The 16,462-nt window shown below is 63.2% G+C and carries 16 protein-coding genes; 6 read left to right on the top strand and 10 right to left on the bottom strand.

From position 1 onward, the window contains the following. Positions 1 to 42 precede the first annotated feature (42 nt). Positions 43 to 534, bottom strand: coding sequence for a redoxin domain-containing protein (locus KF712_08240; protein MBX3740965.1), 492 nt, complete (start codon positions 532 to 534; stop codon positions 43 to 45). Between the two features lie 74 nt (positions 535 to 608). Between KF712_08240 and KF712_08235 the strand changes: the two genes are divergently transcribed. After that, positions 609 to 1,880 carry a valine--pyruvate transaminase gene (locus tag KF712_08235; GenBank protein ID MBX3740964.1) on the top strand — a complete coding sequence of 424 codons (1,272 nt, stop codon included), beginning with the start codon at positions 609 to 611 and terminating at the stop codon, positions 1,878 to 1,880. 69 nt (positions 1,881 to 1,949) lie between these two features. On the opposite strand, the gene KF712_08230 is transcribed toward KF712_08235, so the two are convergent. The 7 genes from KF712_08230 to KF712_08200 form a co-directional block, all read right to left on the bottom strand. Continuing rightward, positions 1,950 to 3,101 carry a Gfo/Idh/MocA family oxidoreductase gene (locus KF712_08230; GenBank protein MBX3740963.1) on the bottom strand — a complete coding sequence of 384 codons (1,152 nt, stop codon included), beginning with the start codon at positions 3,099 to 3,101 and terminating at the stop codon, positions 1,950 to 1,952. 84 nt (positions 3,102 to 3,185) lie between these two features. Further along, positions 3,186 to 4,169 carry a TIM barrel protein gene (locus KF712_08225; protein ID MBX3740962.1) on the bottom strand — a complete coding sequence of 328 codons (984 nt, stop codon included), beginning with the start codon at positions 4,167 to 4,169 and terminating at the stop codon, positions 3,186 to 3,188. A 342-nt stretch (positions 4,170 to 4,511) separates the two neighbouring features. After that, positions 4,512 to 5,774: a hypothetical protein gene (locus tag KF712_08220; protein ID MBX3740961.1), complete on the bottom strand. Its 1,263-nt coding sequence runs from the start codon at positions 5,772 to 5,774 to the stop codon at positions 4,512 to 4,514. Positions 5,775 to 5,900: 126 nt separating this feature from the next. Next, complete coding sequence (locus KF712_08215; protein ID MBX3740960.1) at positions 5,901 to 6,308, bottom strand: PIN domain-containing protein; 408 nt, start codon at positions 6,306 to 6,308, stop codon at positions 5,901 to 5,903. Next, a complete protein-coding gene (locus tag KF712_08210; protein MBX3740959.1) occupies positions 6,299 to 6,538 on the bottom strand; it encodes a hypothetical protein in 240 nt (79 codons plus the stop codon). The genes KF712_08215 and KF712_08210 overlap by 10 nt, the downstream gene beginning before the upstream one ends. A gap of 61 nt (positions 6,539 to 6,599) precedes the next feature. Beyond that, positions 6,600 to 7,691, bottom strand: coding sequence for a hypothetical protein (locus tag KF712_08205; GenBank protein MBX3740958.1), 1,092 nt, complete (start codon positions 7,689 to 7,691; stop codon positions 6,600 to 6,602). A gap of 210 nt (positions 7,692 to 7,901) precedes the next feature. Then, complete coding sequence (locus tag KF712_08200; protein ID MBX3740957.1) at positions 7,902 to 8,915, bottom strand: hypothetical protein; 1,014 nt, start codon at positions 8,913 to 8,915, stop codon at positions 7,902 to 7,904. Positions 8,916 to 9,010: 95 nt separating this feature from the next. Between KF712_08200 and KF712_08195 the strand changes: the two genes are divergently transcribed. Then, on the top strand, positions 9,011 to 10,585 hold the full coding sequence (locus tag KF712_08195) for a hypothetical protein (protein MBX3740956.1): 1,575 nt from the start codon (positions 9,011 to 9,013) through the stop codon (positions 10,583 to 10,585). A 163-nt stretch (positions 10,586 to 10,748) separates the two neighbouring features. Further along, on the top strand, positions 10,749 to 12,329 hold the full coding sequence (locus KF712_08190) for a hypothetical protein (GenBank protein MBX3740955.1): 1,581 nt from the start codon (positions 10,749 to 10,751) through the stop codon (positions 12,327 to 12,329). A gap of 31 nt (positions 12,330 to 12,360) precedes the next feature. Here KF712_08190 and KF712_08185 read toward each other — a convergent pair whose 3' ends face one another. After that, positions 12,361 to 12,774: a hypothetical protein gene (locus KF712_08185; protein MBX3740954.1), complete on the bottom strand. Its 414-nt coding sequence runs from the start codon at positions 12,772 to 12,774 to the stop codon at positions 12,361 to 12,363. Between the two features lie 106 nt (positions 12,775 to 12,880). Between KF712_08185 and KF712_08180 the strand changes: the two genes are divergently transcribed. After that, positions 12,881 to 14,020, top strand: a complete 1,140-nt coding sequence (locus KF712_08180; GenBank protein ID MBX3740953.1) for a hypothetical protein — start codon at positions 12,881 to 12,883, stop codon at positions 14,018 to 14,020. A 22-nt stretch (positions 14,021 to 14,042) separates the two neighbouring features. Here the strand turns inward: KF712_08180 and KF712_08175 are convergent, their stop codons facing one another. Beyond that, positions 14,043 to 14,996, bottom strand: a complete 954-nt coding sequence (locus KF712_08175; protein MBX3740952.1) for a hypothetical protein — start codon at positions 14,994 to 14,996, stop codon at positions 14,043 to 14,045. A gap of 121 nt (positions 14,997 to 15,117) precedes the next feature. Here KF712_08175 and KF712_08170 point away from each other — a divergent pair, with 121 nt between their 5' ends. Together KF712_08170 and KF712_08165 are read left to right on the top strand one after the other, a co-directional pair. After that, positions 15,118 to 15,588 carry a carboxymuconolactone decarboxylase family protein gene (locus KF712_08170; protein MBX3740951.1) on the top strand — a complete coding sequence of 157 codons (471 nt, stop codon included), beginning with the start codon at positions 15,118 to 15,120 and terminating at the stop codon, positions 15,586 to 15,588. A 19-nt stretch (positions 15,589 to 15,607) separates the two neighbouring features. After that, positions 15,608 to 16,459 carry an RNA polymerase sigma-70 factor gene (locus KF712_08165; protein ID MBX3740950.1) on the top strand — a complete coding sequence of 284 codons (852 nt, stop codon included), beginning with the start codon at positions 15,608 to 15,610 and terminating at the stop codon, positions 16,457 to 16,459. Positions 16,460 to 16,462 lie beyond the last annotated feature (3 nt).

Genomic DNA, 16,462 nt, shown 5'->3' with positions numbered 1-16,462 from the left:
GCCACGGGGGGCACCCGCGGCTTTCCCATGGAAAAAAGTCGTTCAGAGACCCTTGAGGGTTTCCTTCACTTTTTCGAAGTCGGGCAGGTCCTTCGGATGCTCCTGAACCTCGGCGTATTGGACGACGCCGTTTTTGTCGATGACGAAGGCGGAACGCTTCGCCACACCACCGAAGATGAGATTCTTCTCCGGCAGGAAGCTGGTGTAGGCGATGCCGTAGGCTTCCGCCACCTTGTGTTCGTAGTCGCTCAGCAGCGGGATGGTGATGCCTTCCTTTTTCGCCCACTCGCCTTGGGCGAAGGGGCTGTCACCGGAGATGCCGAACACCTTCGCGCCGAGTTCCTCATAGGCGGAGAGGCCGGAGGTCAGGTCGCACAGCTCCGTGGTGCAGACGCCGGTGAACGCGGCGGGAACGAAAACGAGGACGACGTTCGACTTCGCGTACTCATCGGACAGTTTGACGAGTTGCGGCCCGTCTTCGGCGAGCGTGACGAGTGTGAAATCAGGGGCTTGGTCGCCGGCTTTGATGGACATGGTGGTTTCGGAGTTGTTCGGGATTGGACCCGGAGTATAGAAGCGGTTCACCACCGGTCAAACCAGCTATCCCCATGTCATACGAATTTTCCAACTTCGGCCGCCGCCTCGGATGTGGCAGCGGCATCGGTGAACTCATGGACGACCTCGGCCACGCACTCGCGGGCGGCGGCCCGGACCTGAAGATGCTGGGCGGCGGACAACCGGCCCGCATCCCGGAGATGGAGTCCGTCTGGCGCAGGCGGCTGGAGGAACTGCTGGATGAACCGGGCGGCATTGACCGCGCGCTGACCTCCTATGATCCGCCGAACGGAAACCCGAAGTTCATCCGCGCCATCGCCACCTTGCTGCGGGAGCAGTTCGGCTGGAACATCACGCCGGAAAACGTGGGCATCACCAGCGGTGGCCAGACCGCCTTCTACTTCCTCTTCAACCTGCTGGCGGGCGAAATGCCGGACGGCACTCGTAAAAAAATCCTGCTGCCCCTGGTACCGGAATACATCGGCTACGCGGACCAGGGACACGGCGGGGGTCTCTTCCGCGCGGTCCGCCCCATCATCGAGGAGGAAAGCGAGCACGGTTTCAAATACCGCGTCGATTTCGACAAGCTGGAGATCACGCCCGACATCGCCGCCATCTGCGCCTCACGCCCCACCAACCCCACCGGCAACGTTCTCACCGATGAAGAGATCCGGCACCTGTCCGACCTGGCGAAAGCCCACGGCATCCCGCTCATCATCGACAACGCCTACGGCGCGCCGTTTCCCGGCATCCTCTTTTCCGACATCAACCCGCACTGGGATGAGCATGTGATCCTCACGCTGAGCCTGTCGAAAATCGGACTGCCCGGCGCGCGCACCGGCATCGTCGTCGGCCCTCTGCAGATCATCCGGGCGCTGGGATCCATCAGTGCCATCGCGGGACTGTCCAACCCGAACATCGGCCAGCAGGTCGCCCTGCCCCTCGTCGAATCCGGGGAGATCCTCCGCCTGAGCAAGGAAGTCGTCGGGCCGTTCTATCTGGAGAAAAACCGGCTCGCCCGGCAGGCGGCGGAGGAGGCCTTCGGCGATGACATCGCATGGCGCATGCACCGCAGCGAGGGCGCGCTGTTCCTGTGGTTCTGGTTCCCCGGTCTGCCCATCACCTCGATGGAACTCTACCAGCGCCTCAAGCAACGCGAGGTGCTCGTCATCCCCGGCCACTACTTCTTCTTCGGCGACGATGACCAGGACTGGAAGCACCGCCACGAATGCATCCGCGTGTCCTACGCGATGGATGAAGCGGTCGTCCGTGACGGCCTGCGCATCATCGCGGAGGAAGTCCGGCGGGCATGGAAGGAGGCTTGATGGAGCGAGAAAAAGCCCCGGACCGGAAGAACCGGACCGGGGCCATGAAGACAGTCGAAAAGAATACCCTCAGGCTTTCTTCACATCCACCCACTGCTTGGTCTTCGCGGACTCAAGCACGGCGTCGCACACGTACTGGGTGCCCAGCGCGTGGCGGAAGTCCGGGTAGCGCTTCTCCGCCGATGGATCGTCGAGCGACTTGAAGAACTCCGCCAGCTCATGGGTGAAGGAGTGCTCATAGCCAAGGCAGAGGCCCGGAACCCACCAGTTGCCGGAATACGGATGGTCCCCGTCCGTGGCGTGGATGTTCGTCCAGCCGCGGCGGTCGCCGGGAACGCCGTGGTCGAAATACGAGAGGTAGTTCATGTCGTGGAGATCCCACGCCAGTGACTTCTTCTCGCCGTTGATCTCGAAGGTGTAGAGCGCCTTGTGGCCGCGGGCGTAGCGGGTCGATTCGAAGATCGCCAGCGAGCCGTTCTCGAAGCGGGCGATGAACGCGCACGCGTCGTCGATGGTCACCGGGTGCTTCTCTCCGGTGGCGGTGTGGACGCGCTCCTTGATGAAGGTCTCCGTCATCGCGGACACGGAGACGATGTCACCGTTGATCCAGCGGGCGGTGTCGATGCAGTGGGCGAGCAGGTCGCCGGTCACACCGGAGCCTGCGGCCGCCGCATCCAGACGCCAGAGTCCGGCACCACCCTGCGGCAGTTCTTCGGAAATGGTCCAGTCTTGCAGGAAGTTCGCGCGGTAGTGGAACACGCGGCCGAGTTCACCGGCATCCACGATGTTCTTCGCCAGCGTGACAGCCGGGAGGAAGCGGTAGTTGTACCAGACGAGGTTCGGCAGGCCGGATGCCTCGACGGCTTCGACCATCTTCTCACCCTGCACACCATCGAGCGCGAGCGGCTTCTCACAGAGGATCATCTTGCCGTGCTTGATGCACTCGAGCGCGATCTCGGCGTGGGAGTCGTTCGGCGTGCAGATATCGACGGCGTCGATGTCCTCGCGCTTCACCAGCTCGCGCCAGTCGGTTTCGTAGGAAGCGTAGCCCCACTTCTCGGCGAAGGCCTTCACCTTCGCCTCGTCACGGCCGCAGACCGCCTGGCGGACGGGCACGTGCTCGGTATCGAAGAAATGGGAGAGCTGGGAGTAGGCGTTCGAGTGGGTGCGGCCCATGAAGCCGTAGCCGATGAGGCCGATGCGGATTTCTTTTTTGGACATTGGAATGGATGGAGCGCGGACTTCAGTCCGCTTGGATGGTTGGGTAAGGAAGGAAGAGCGGAATGAATTCCGCGGTCCCAGTGATCAGATGGCTTCGTCCACCTTGATCATCGCGCCAAGGATGGTGTTCCAGGTTTCCTGCTTCTCGAGCGTCTCGTTCGGGAACATGCAGCCGTCCCAACAGATGTGCTTGATGCCGCGCTTGTCCGCGTCCTTGAGCCAGTAGGTGGAGGCCTTCGCGATATCCAGCTTGCCGTTCGGATCGTCCGCCGGGCAGTGGCGGCCCGTCTTGTCGTGGGAGCCGGTGCCGTGGACGGTGCCGTCGTTCTGGGCGACGTGGAAGTCGATGGTCCACGGGCGCAGCGCGTCGGTCAGCGTCTTGTAGGCCGGCCAGAACTCCTCGTCAGTGTAGCCGGGCTGGAGCAGCGCGGCCTCCGGGGCGTTGTAGCCCATGAGGTAAAGGTAGGTGTGGGCGAGGTCCGCCTGGAAGCCGACGACGTCCGGCATGCCGGTCGCCTCCAGCGTATCCAGCATCGCTTTCCACGAGTGCATGCCACCCCAGCAGATCTCACCCTCGGCGGCGAGGCGCTCACCGTTCTGTTGGGCGATCTTGCCCGCCTCGCGGAAGGTCTCGGCGATCTTCTTCGTGTTGCCCGCAGGGTCTTCCAGGAAAGCATCCACTCCGCCGGCGGTGTCGATCCGGAGCACGCCGGACTTCCGCACGCCATGGTCATTGAGGATCTTCGCGATGCGGCAGGCTTTCTCGATGGCCAGCACGAAGTTCTTCCGGTCCTCCGCGGAGCCGAAGGCGCTGCCACCGACGGTGCCCGGCCAAACCGGAGCAACGAGCGAACCGACGCTCAGGCCGGCGGCGGCGATCTTGTCCGCCATGGCGCGCAGGTCGCTTTCGGAAATGTCCGGGTCCGTATGAGGATGGAACAGGAACAGGTCGATACCGTCGAATTTGCGGCCGTTGACGGACGCGTTGACGGTCAGCTCGATCATGCGGTCGAGCGGGATCGGCGGGTGGTCGGTGCCGGGTTCTTTCCCGACAAGGCCGGGCCACATGGCGTTATGGAGTTTCATGGGAAGGATTCGTTTTGTGTTTTTGAAGCGAAATGAAATGCGGACGGGATCACCGCCAAGTGTGTTCGAAATCAGCGCTGCGTCCGCGGGGATTGATTCGGATCAAGGTTAGGCGATGCTCATCGTATTCAGCGGCTTGTCCCGGCTTGAGCAGGGAGGGCTTCACGCTGTAAGGCCACGAGACGACCACACTGTCAGGGTAAACGTCGCGGATCTTGATCCTCGCCACCTCACTGCCCTCGCGCAAAGTCACGCGCTCACTCCTGGGCTCATGAAAAGCGCAGGAGCAAGCGAGGAGAGCCGCCGCGAATGTGAGGAGGTATCTCACTTGTTCTTATATGCGCCCATTGCAGGAGCATCCGGGTTCACCTCTGGTCCGAAGTAGCGGAGGATCACCAGCGGCTCGGTGTCCGAAGTGTTCTTGTACGTGATGCCTGCTTTCGATGCTTCTTCGGTGGCGAAGAACTCGTCCTGCGAGAGCTCATTGAAACGAAGCAGCTTCGGGCAGGTGAGACGCAGCTTATTGGCGTAGCCCTCGCCCTGAACCACGATCGACGACGACGCGCCGTTGTCCTTGATGGTGGCGCTGTGGCCGGGCTCGACGGTGAGTTCCTTCGCGGTGAAGTACTGGAAGCCGTCCACCTTGCCGTAGACGATCCACTTGTCGTGGTAGCCTTCGCCTTTCTGGGAGGTGACCGGCTCGAGGTAGTGGTTGTCCTTGAAGTTCGGGTCCACGTTCTTCTCCCAGTCGAGCTGGTCGATGATGAAGTCGATGTCCTGGTGCTTGTCGGCGGGCATGTCCTTCACAAGGAGGGACCATGGCACCTCGCGGCCTTCGACGAGGTTCTGGTACATGCCGAACACGTCGGAACCCCACTGTGGTTCGTAGGTGCAGAGGGAACCCGGGGCGTGGAGGATACAAGGATCGATCAGCCAGCCGGTGCCGGGTTCCAGCTTGTAGGCCTTCGAAAGCGCGAGGATCTTGTTGTCACCCTTGTGCCAGTTCTTGATGCAGTCATAGACCTGCTGGCGGGTGGTGCCGGGCTCGAAGCCCATGAAGGTGTAGGGGAAATTGTTGCCGACGTTGTTGTGCTGAGGCGGGAAGTAGTAGGACTCCGGCTTCCCTTCCTGACCGACCAGAGCGGCTTGCTCCGAGCTCTGGTGCATGTGGTGCGGGATCGGCCCCATGTTGTCGAAGAACTTCGAATAGACCGGCCACTTCGAGTACTTGTCCCAAAGCGCGCTGCCGATGATGCCCGCGCCGGACTCCGCGATGGCGTCGCGCAGGGTGAAGCGCTGCTTGCCCACGACGACGTAGGACAGTCCCTCGTCACCATCGCGGCCTTCGTTCGCGGTCTCCGTGGTGGAGCCGAACCAGCGCTCGTCGATGCCGCCGCGGCTCAGGCCGTAGGCGTAGGTGTCGTCCGGGTGCAGCTTGATGCGGCGGCCCGGCTGGAGGAAGGAACGGGGAACCCAGTTCGGCGAAAGGCGGAGCAGGCCGCCGGTGTCTTCGAGATGGCCGTCGATGAGGGCCTTGAGATTCGACGAAGTGGTCGTCAGGTCTTCGGTGGTGCGCGGATGGCTCATGGATTTTGGGCAATGTGGGAAAACGTGGTTTTTTTCGTGTATTTCTGTATTTCAGCGGATGGACGGGCGGAGGCAAGCCGTTTTCTCGCAAGTGGAAAGGATCGGGGACATCATTCTCGGATCTGATCAGGGTATCGCCCTGCTGAGAACCGTGACCTTCAACCCTGAAACAGCGGAGATCGCGTGATAGTCAGCATCAAAAGTCACCAGCTCCGCACGGTGATGAAGGGCGATGGTGGCTATCAGAAGATCCATCGATCCCGCATTGGTTCCCTTGTCGCGGCAATCCTGGCCCAGCTTTGCGGCCTCCCGCCAGAGGGTAGGCGGAGTCGCCAGCAACGGGAGAGTGGAAAACTGCGCCGTGAGCGGACCACGCTCGGCGACCGTGGCGTGCCGCAGCACCTCGAACGCAACCATCTCGCACAGAACCGCGCGCGGATCCATGATCCATGGATGGATCTTCGCCTTCAGGGCGGCGGGTGATTTTCTCCGGGTGAAATCAACCCACAATGAGGAATCAAGGATCAGCGCCATAGGGTGGCAAAGTCAGATGCTTCCGACCGGTCGGAGGCTTTCGCTTCTTCGTAGCCTTCCAACTCTGTGGAATATTCGCCGGACAAGAACTTGGCGGAGATCTCCGCGCGACGACGGAGCTGCAGGGCGTCCACCACCAGCTTGCGGATGGCAGGACCCTTCTTGGACATGCCGGTGACCCGGCTGATTTCCTCCAGCTCCTCCTCGGATAGATCGACGCTGATTTTCATGCTCCCAATATCCAGCTTGTCAGATCTTTTTCAAGAATTGTCTGACTTTTTCCAAATAATGTCAGAGCACGAATTTCCAATCGACCGCCGCGCTGACGTTCTGGCCGTGTTCCCCAGCGATGGAAATGGTGCCATCTCCAGCAGGAACGATCTCCGCCACCGCGCCGAAGCCCTCCGGCACCGCCGCAACGCCCTGGATGATCCGGAGCGAAACCTTTTCGTCCTTCGAGAAATGCCGGGTCGTGGGGATGCCATGCTCCTTGAGCAGATCCTGGCGGGAGACATCCACGCCATCGCAGAAATGCGAGCAGACCTCTTCCACGCCCAGCCTGCCGGTGTGACGGCTGTTCCACGGAGCGGCGGAGCGGCCACCGTTCGACAGCCAGAACAGGGTCGCGGGGAAGTCCGCGGGATTCTTGAGCTGGAACCAGACGTAGCCGTCGAACACCACGGCCGACCAGGCGAACGGCTGTTCCGCGGTCGCGGGCACGCTGACCATCATCACCAGATCATCATTTCCGGCGCGGGCCGGGTAGTGGGTCAGGTCCGTGGTCTGCCCGTTTTGCAGCGGGACGTGCTTCAAATCCGTGAAGGTGGCGTTGCGCCGGAGTGCCTGGCTCGCGCCGTCCTTCGGATCGGAGAAATAGGGCGGATAGACGGACGCCCAGCGGAAGGGGCTGACGGTCACGCGGCCCTTCACGCCGGACAGGTCGAGGATGGGATGGTTGCCGTAGTTGAAATCTCCCTCCAGCCCCTTGATCCGGTGGTCGATGTAAAGTGCGGTGTGGCCCGGCTTGAGCGTGATGGCTTTCTTCACGCACGCGCCGATGTCCCCGGCATCCATATGAAGGAGCAACGTATCGGGGGTTTTCTCCAGCACCTCCCACGGGAAATTCGCTGTCTCACCATGGGGCTGGCCGCCTTCCTGCGGGCCGAAGGGCAGGCAGAGGAAATCGCCGCGGAGATTTTTGAGCAGTACGGGCAGATCCTGGTCCACCTCATCCGGCAGCCACGGCGCCAGCGCATACGGGGACACCACACGGTCCCCCAACCTGAAGCTCACCGGAGCGAGATGACCGCCATCCCCCGTGACCGCCACCTCCACCAAGTCCGACTTCAACACATAAGATGCGGCACCGTGAATTCTTTCCATGGTGGGGAGACTTCGGAGTTCCCCGGCGGGTTTCAAGCATCAAGATGCCTAGAGTAAGGAGGGTGGACATTGCGGCAAAGCCGCTATGTCCGCTTCGCTCTCATTCTTGTCCACCGCTTGCAGCGGGGCGCCGAGAAAAAGCACTCCGCGAAAGATTCACCCTTTTCTTCATTCGCCAATGCCGCCGAAGGACAGGAGTGTCCTTCCTCCTTACAACACCCCGCGCGCCACGTAGTTGTTCAGGCGGTGGGCGGTCTGCACCAGACCATCGACGGTCAGCTCGGTGTAGCTGCGGCCGTCGCGGGTATCGATGCCGTGTCCGGGGTCGAGATTGCGGAGAAGCTCCAGCGCGGGGTCCTCGTGGTGGAAGAACTCGACGAAGACGTGCTCCAGCTTGCCGGTCTTCGCGGCGGCGGCGAGCAGCGCGCCGATCCAGCCGTCGTCGGTGGAGAAGCAGCCACGTGTCGTCGGGCAGGAGCAGTGGAAGATGCCCAGTTCATCCGCGGCGGCGAGGCCGGCGATGATCTTTTCGTTTTCCGGGATGCTGAGGCCGGAATCACCGCAGTGGGCGGCATCGACCAGCAGCTTGAAGAACTTCTTGCCGAGCGCCTTGTTCGCCGCGGCGACGAAGTCCCAGCCCCGCTGGATGCTGCTGAAGGTCTTGAACTCGCCCGGGCGCAGGAACTCGATGTGCCAGTTCTTCACCTCGGAACCGGCCAGACCCGCTTCCTTGTAGGCGCGGAGGTGGACTTTCACGTTCTGCTCGATGGCTGCCTGATAGTCCGCTCCTTCGCGGCGGGTCTCGTTGGTGCTCATCCATTCTTCGATGGAGGTGGAGGAAACATGGGCCACGCCGTGTTCGGCGGCGGCCTTCAGGGCCGGCACCAGTTGGGCGACGACGGCATCCTCGTCCGCAGGGTTCATCGGATTCGCTCCGCCGACCATCAGGATGAGGTGCACCTCCAGATCCAGCTCGCGGAGGCCGCTGATCAGCTCGTCCACCTCGGTGGCGCGAGCACCGGCGAAGTAGGGGATCTGCACGCAGGAAATCTTCACCGGGGAGGTTTCACAAAGGCGGCGCATCTCGGCCACCGTCAGCACCACGCCATCCTCGTCGCGCGGGAAGGAACCTTTGTCATCCGGCACGAGGCCGCCGACGAATTTGATATGGGTCGGCACGACGCCGAGTTCGATTTTCGGAATGAGGGAAAGTGTCGCGGACATGGTCCGGAGAAACTATCGGGAACTTTGCCCGGGGGAAGCGGGAAGTGTGGTGAAATATCGGCCCACCCGCGTGCGTTGGGAGCCGCGTCATGAGGATGCCAACCATCGCGGCGCTCGGCTGGGCGCTGGCCGCCACACTTGCCGGAGCGGAGAACCTGTCCGAGCGCCTGGAGTCGTATCTGGCGGCGAAATTTTCCGCCCGGATCGAACAGGTGGCCGTCGGGGAAAAGGAGATTACCATTTCCGGCACCAGCGACCGGGAGGCATCCCTGGCCTCACTGCCAATGGAACGGTGTCATGACGACGCCACGGCACCGCAGATCCTCGCCACCATCCAGCCGGGGAAGTTCAGCCTGACCGTTCCCCGTGGCGACCGCCTGACCCACCGCTGGCAGTTGGTGGCGGACGGGAAAGCCATCTCCCACGCCCGCTACGCGGAGGAGGTCGCCTGCCGCGCACCGGACCTGCCACCGGCCGTCCTGAAGTCGAAGAAAGGCCTCGGCGGCTGGAACGCCGGCCGCATCCCCGGGGAGCTGGAGGCGCTGGGCATTTCCTCCGTCACCGTGAACGTGAAGATCGATACGCTCGTCGCGCTCCAGCCCGGTCCCGGCACCGTGCCGTTCCAGAGGAATGGCCGGACGTGGCACGCGCGGGAGGACCGTCTTGCCGAACTCGACCGGACGTTCGCGGAAGCGGAGAAGAACGGCGTGATGGTTTCCGCCATCCTGCTGGTGGGAAACCCCGCGCGCGAAAACAGCGACGTCGTCCGTCTGATGGGCCACCCGGACGCCACGAAAGAGGGCATCTTCGCCATGCCCAACGTCACCTCCCCGGACGGTATTTCCCTCTACGGAGCGGTCCTCAATCTGATGGCGGAGCGGTGGTCGAAGGCAGGCACCCCGCACGGCCGGGTCCACCAGTGGATCATGCACAACGAGGTGGATGCGGGCCAGGAGTGGACGAATGCGGGCGACAAGTCCGCCGTCGAGTTCATGGACCTCTACCTGCGCTCCATGCGGATGATGGATCTCATCGCACGCCAGTATGACCCGCACGCCCGCGTCCTCATTTCCCTCACGCACCACTGGGCGGATCCCGGGAAGAAGGAGTGGTATGGCTCGAAAAACCTCCTCGATCTGCTGGTCCGCTTCGGGGAGGCGGAGGGGGATTTCCCATGGGGCGTGGCCTACCACCCCTACCCCCAGTCCCTGCTCAATCCCCGCACCTGGGAGGATGACCAAGCCACCCACAGCCCGGACACCGCGAAAATCACCCCCAAGAATCTGGAGGTGTTGGACGTCTTCATGAAGCAACCCCGGCTGCTCCACCATGGAAACGTGCGCCCCGTCCACCTCTCTGAGAATGGCTTCAACTCGAAGGACTACTCCGATGCCGTCCTGGCGGAACAGGCCGCGGGCATGGCCTATGCGTGGAAGAAACTGTCCGGCCTCTCCTCCATCAAGGCATGGGAATATCACAACTGGATCGACAACCGCCACGAATACGGCCTCCGCATCGGCCTGCGGAAATTCCCCGACGAACCCGGCGACCCGCACGGGAAAAAGCCGATCTGGCACCTCTATCAGGCACTGGGAACCGATAAGGAGGACGCAGCCTGCGCCCCCTATCTGAAAACCATCGGCATCTCCTCATGGGACACGGTCCGGTAGCGAACCTCGTGAGAGGTTCGGCGGGGCGGGTTCACCACGACCAGACTGGCTCCGGTTTTCAATGGACTTCCCCCCAGCCGGAAGTCTCACGACTTCCGCTACAAGATGAGATCCGATCTTGGAATCCTCCCTTTCCTCCTCCATTCTCCGACCGCTCCGCCAAATGAAAGTCATCGTCCGTTTCGCGCTGCCTTTTCTGGCCGTCGTTTGCCTCACCCACTGCGGTGCTCCACAGCCTCCGCAGTGCCACCGCGTTCCGCGGGCGTCCCGGGCACCCGCCACGACGCTGGTCGAGTCCGCGAGAGCTTCCTGGCAGGTGCTCGCCGACGGATCGCGCAAGGCCGACTGGCCGAAGGCGGAGGCGGAGTACAACACCGCCGTCGCCCGGTTGTTCGACCAGCTCCGCTGCGGCCGGGGTTCCTGGCAAGACAGGGCTGCCGCCATGGACACCACCATCTTCCCCGCAAAGCGGCACAAGGCGGACCCCGGCGAGTTCGACGCCCTCTTCCCCGCCACGGATGTGAAGATCCGGCGGGAGAAGCGGCGCCACCTCACCCCCGGCATCGGCGTCGCGCTGGTCGGATGGAAGGAGACCACCCCCATCAATGTCCCCCGCCCCGCGTTCCAGCCGCCCACCGGCATGCCCTATGCGGTCAATGCCACCCTCCGCTTCGACAAGGACGGGAAGCCGGTCTGGCACTTCGTGAAGCGCTGGATCGACGATGATTTCTACTACGCGGAAACCCGCCGCCCGCTCGCCGCGGACTGGACCGCGCCCAACGTGTTCTACTGGAACATGAGCAACCTGGATGACCTCACCATCCAGAACGTGCTGCTGCCCGGACGCTATATGGAGGAAACCGGCCTCTACTTCCTCCAGCCCTACGATCCGAAGAAGATCCCCATCGTGATGGTCCACGGACTGAAATCCAGCCCGGACGCCTTCCGCTACATCATCAACGACCTCTCCCCGGAGCCATGGTTCCGGGAGAAATACCAGGTCTGGCTGTTCAACTATCCCACCGGAAATCCCTGGCTCTACACCGGCATCCGCTTCCGCGAGTACATCAACGCCGCGACGGAATACGCCCGCACCCGGGGGGATGACACCCAGCTCAACAAGATGGTCATCCTGGCCCACTCCATGGGCGGCCTCATCACCCGCTCCAGCATCACCGACCCCGGCCGCGTGATTTATGACGAGCATTTCGACAAACCGCTCGACCACCTGAAGGTCAACGAAAGCACCCGCGACCTCATCCGCGCCGGGATGTTCTACAAGCCGCTCAAGGAGCCGAAACGCGTCGTCTTCCTCGCCGTCCCCCACCAGGGCAGCCCGATGGCGAACATGCGCTTCGCGATGATGACCTCCAACTTCATCCGCCTGCCGAAGGTCCTCACCGTGGACCTGCTGGATGCCACGCTCCATGCCGCGCAGGAGTCCGCCGAAGCCGGGAGCGCCGCCCCCCGCATGCCCACCTCCATCAGCAGCCTGTCACCCAAAAGCCGTGGCATCAAGGCGCTGGCAAAGATGCCCCTGCCGCGGAACATCCACTTCCACTCCATCGTCGGCAACCGGGGCAAGGGACAGATCCCCGACTGTTCCGACGGAGTCGTCCCCTACCATTCCTCCTGCGTGAACCCCGTGGAATCCGAAAAGGTGGTCCCATGGGGTCACGGCGTGACCGACTGCCCGGTGAGTTCGGAGGAAATCAAACGCATCCTCAAGCTGCACCTCCGCTGAGGGCACCAGGCAGTCACCGTCCTGCGGGGATTCACTCCTCAGGAACGAACTTTTCGTGGCCTTCCTTCTTCTGGTCCTTGAGGGAATCGACGATGGTTTCCACGTCCTCGATCTTGCCGTTGAGGAAGGCTTCCTCCACCTCGCAGAGGGAGGCGACCAGCTTTGCCATCATCTTCTTGTAGGTGGCCAGCGCCTTCGCCTTCTCCGCAGGGTCCGCGATGTCCTTTACCATCTGCGGCACTTCGGAAAGGCTCTGGATGGCGTAGGCTTGGGCCTCACGGGCGAGTTCCGCGCCTTTCGCGGGGTCGGTCTCCTTGCGGAACGCCTTGTAGGCGTCGTCCATCTTTTCCATCTGCTCATGCACCTTGTTCGGCTCGGCGGCGGATGCGCCCACCGGGATCAGGGCGAGGGCGGCGAAAACGATCGAGAATATGGGGTTCTTCATACGTCACCTCCACTACGGCCCAAGCCCCTCCGGTTTTCAACGGAAAGTTTTCCGGCGGGACACCTTCGGAGTTGGATGTCCGGCGCGCACCGTCCAATCTCCCGCCGTGGCCGCCAAACCGAAAGCATCCCCGAAATCCGGCAACTTCTTCGCCATCGTCGGCACGGACGAAGGCTTGGTCCGGGAAAAGGCGCTGCACCTCCACAACGATCTGACCGGCGGCCTGGATGATGGCTTCACCCATGAGACGATCGATGGCATCGCTGACAATTCGGACTCCGCCTATGAGATCTGCGCCTCCACCGTGCAGGCGTTGCTGACCATCCCCATGTTCGGCGGGGACAAGGTGGTCTGGCTGCGCAACGCCAACTTTTTCTCGGACACGGTAACCGGCCGGTCCCAACGGACGGAGGCCGGCATCGAGTCCCTCCGTGCCACGCTGGAAAAGGGTCTGCCGGACGGCGTGAAGTTCCTCCTCACCGCCATGGGCGTGGACAAGCGCCGCGGCTTCTGGAAGTTCATCGAAAAAGCGGCGGACGTGCAGACCTACGACCGCATCGACACCTCCCGCGACGACTGGATGGACCAGGTGGGCCATCTCGTCTCGAAGCGCTCCGCCGAACTCGGCCTGAAGTTCGAGCCTGAAGCGCTGGAACTCTTCGTCCTGCTCGCGGGCGAGCAGTCCCAGCAGATCGGCAATGAGCTGGAGAAGCTCGATCTTTTCCTAGGCGAGGAACGCCGCACCGTCACGGAGGAGGATGTCCGTCAGATGGTGCCGCTGAGCCGGGCCGCCGTCGTTTTCGAAATCGGGAAGTCGATCCAGAAAGGCGACGCCCTCCGCGCCATCGAGCTGATCGACCAGCAACTTGAGGCGGATGAATCCGCCATCGGCATCATGCGCGCATCCGTGATCCCGACGATCCGCAACCTCTACATGGCGAAGCTCATCGTGGAGAAACTCAACATCCCGGCGGGCAACTACCAATCGTTCGCCGGCGGGCTGAACCGGCTGCCGGAGGCGGACCGCGCGTGGTTGCCACAGAAAAAGGACGGCACCGGCGTGAACGTCTTCCCCATCTTCCTCGCGGTCCAGAGCGCCGGGAACTTCGAGCTGGGCGGACTCCAGCAGGTGCTGGAAGCGACACTCACCGCCGACCAGGCCCTGGTCACCACCGGCCTCGACCACCGCCTCATCCTCCACCGCCTGATGGCCCAGATCGCCGCGGCACGGAAATCACGCCGGTGAAAGGGTAGCGTCGTGGCAATCCCTACAGCGCCCCCACCACACCCATCACCCGCTGCACGTCCAGTTCCTCCTGGCAGCGCAGATCCATGGGGCATTTTTCGAGGAAACAGGGCGTGCATTCCACATGGCGGCGGGCGATGCCGTGCTGCCTGCCTAGCGGCCTGCGCGAAGTCGGATCCCCGGGACCGAAGAGGGTCACACAGGTGGCCCCGGCAAAGGCGGCCACATGGGGCAGCGAGCTTTCCGCCGCGATGACCACCTCATGCGCGGCAAACAGATCGAGAGCGCCCGCCAGTGGCCGCGCCTCCAGGAACCGTTCGCTCTCCCCCAGTTTTTCCGCGAGCAGCCTGCCCTTTCCGCGGGTGCCGGAAAGCCCGGCAATGGTCAGCTTTGCCCCCTCCTCCTTCAGCGCACCGGCCAGCTCCACCCAACGCTCCAGCGGCCACTCATAGGTCACGCCCAGGTCGGAGTCCGGGCAGAGCATGACGTTCCCGGCCACGGGAGGCGCAACGCTTTCCAAAGCAGCGAAAAACTCCGGCCGTGACGTGATGACACCCAGCTTCTCCACCAGCGAAAGGTAGAGCCGCACGCGGTGTTCCACCGGCCCGGGTTCCTTCGCCAGATTCACCGGATGGGTCGTCACCTTCCGCAGGCCCTTGCTTTCCGGCCCGATGCGTTTGGCGATCTGCGCGCGGACGATGATGTCCGCCGCGATGCCAGGCTCCCAGATCAGGGCAGCGGACCAGTCCCCCGCGAGCCCGGCGGCCAGCTTCTTCACATCCGGCTTCGGAGGAAAGCCGGTCACACGGATGCCGGTGAGCCTTTCCCAGAAAGGCACCTGCCGTTCCTCGCAGAGCACGCCGACCGCCAGGCCGGACGCCACCAGCGCCCTCACCGCCGGCACGGAGAAGCAGGCCTCATCCCACCGGACCGGCGCGGCCACCAGCATCTGTCCCTTCGTCGTCGTACCACTCACGTCCCGCCATCCTATGACCAACCACGGGTGGAGGAAACAGAATTCCATATCCCGGCACGGAGCCGGAAAATTTCCCACCACCCCTGTCACAAACCCACGGGCTGTTCCGTCATCAGGTTGTATGAACGAAGAAGCCACCATTCCGAAGGCCCGTATCGAACACTGGAAAACCGCGCCGGACACCATGAAGGCCATGATCGCTCTGGAAGGCGCCGTCCGTTCCTCGGGCATCGACCCGAAGCTCTACGAACTCATCAAGCTCCGCGCCTCCCAGATCAACGGTTGCGCCTACTGCATGGACATGCATTTCAACGACCTGCTGAAAGGCGGGGAGAGCATCCAGCGGCTGAACCTCCTGCCGGTATGGCAGGAAGTCCGCCACCTCTACACCCCGGCGGAGCGGGCCGTGCTGCGCTGGACGGAGCTGCTCACGGAACTTCCCGGCGGCCGTGTGACCGATGACGATTTCGCCGAACTCCGCGCCCATTTCAGCGAGGAACAGATCCCGCAGATCACCCTCGCCATCGCCACCATCAACGCGTGGAATCGCTTCGGCGTCGGCTTCCGCCTGCCCGTGGCCCCGCTGCAGTGAACCCCAACCGCGCGATACGATGTCAGCCCCCGAAGAGTGCCGCGCCCTGCTTTTCAGCATCGCCTACCGCATGCTCGGCCGCGTGGCGGAGGCGGAGGACATGGTGCAGGAAACCTACCTCCGCTGGCACCGGCTGGAGGATACCTCAACCATCCGGGAGCCGAAGGCCTGGCTCACCACCGCGCTCACCCGCCTGTGCATCGACCAGATGCGCTCCGCCCGCCGCCAGCGGGAGGAGTACGTGGGCACCTGGCTGCCGGAACCCATCATAGGGGAAAATGACGGCTCCCCCGTTGATCTGGCCGACTCTCTGGGCACCGCCTTCATGATGATGCTGGAGGAACTGTCGCCCGTGGAGCGGGCGGTGTTCCTGCTGCGCGAGGCTTTCGGCCACGACTACGACGCCATCGCGGAGATCGTCGGCAAGTCCGCCGCGAATTGCCGCCAGATGGTGTCGCGGGCAAAGACCCGCCTGAGCCGCGCCGAGGAGGCCCAACCCACCGCCACCGAGGAGGCGGAGCGGTTGGTGAAGGAATTCATCCAGGCAACGCAGACCGGCGAACTCACGGAACTGATCGCCATGCTGACGGAGGATGCCGTCCTTTACAGCGATGGCGGGGGAAAGGTGCGCGCCGCCATCCTGCCGATCCACGGCCCGGACAAGATCGGCCGCATGTTCATCGGCCTGCGGCGCTTCCATCCGGACAGCCCGCCGCCAGCGAGGTTCGTCCGCATCAACGGATCGCCCGGCGTCATCATCCGCGGCGGCGACGGCAATCTCAGTGCGATGACATTCGCCTTCGGCGGCGGAAAGCTGAAGGCCATCTACATCGTCCGGAATCCCGACAAACTGGCGGGCGTGGCTCCATGAGCC

The sequence above is a fragment of the Akkermansiaceae bacterium genome (genome assembly GCA_019634595.1).
Classification (GTDB): domain Bacteria; phylum Verrucomicrobiota; class Verrucomicrobiia; order Verrucomicrobiales; family Akkermansiaceae; genus Luteolibacter.
This window is presented reverse-complemented; position numbering and strand designations above follow the sequence as displayed.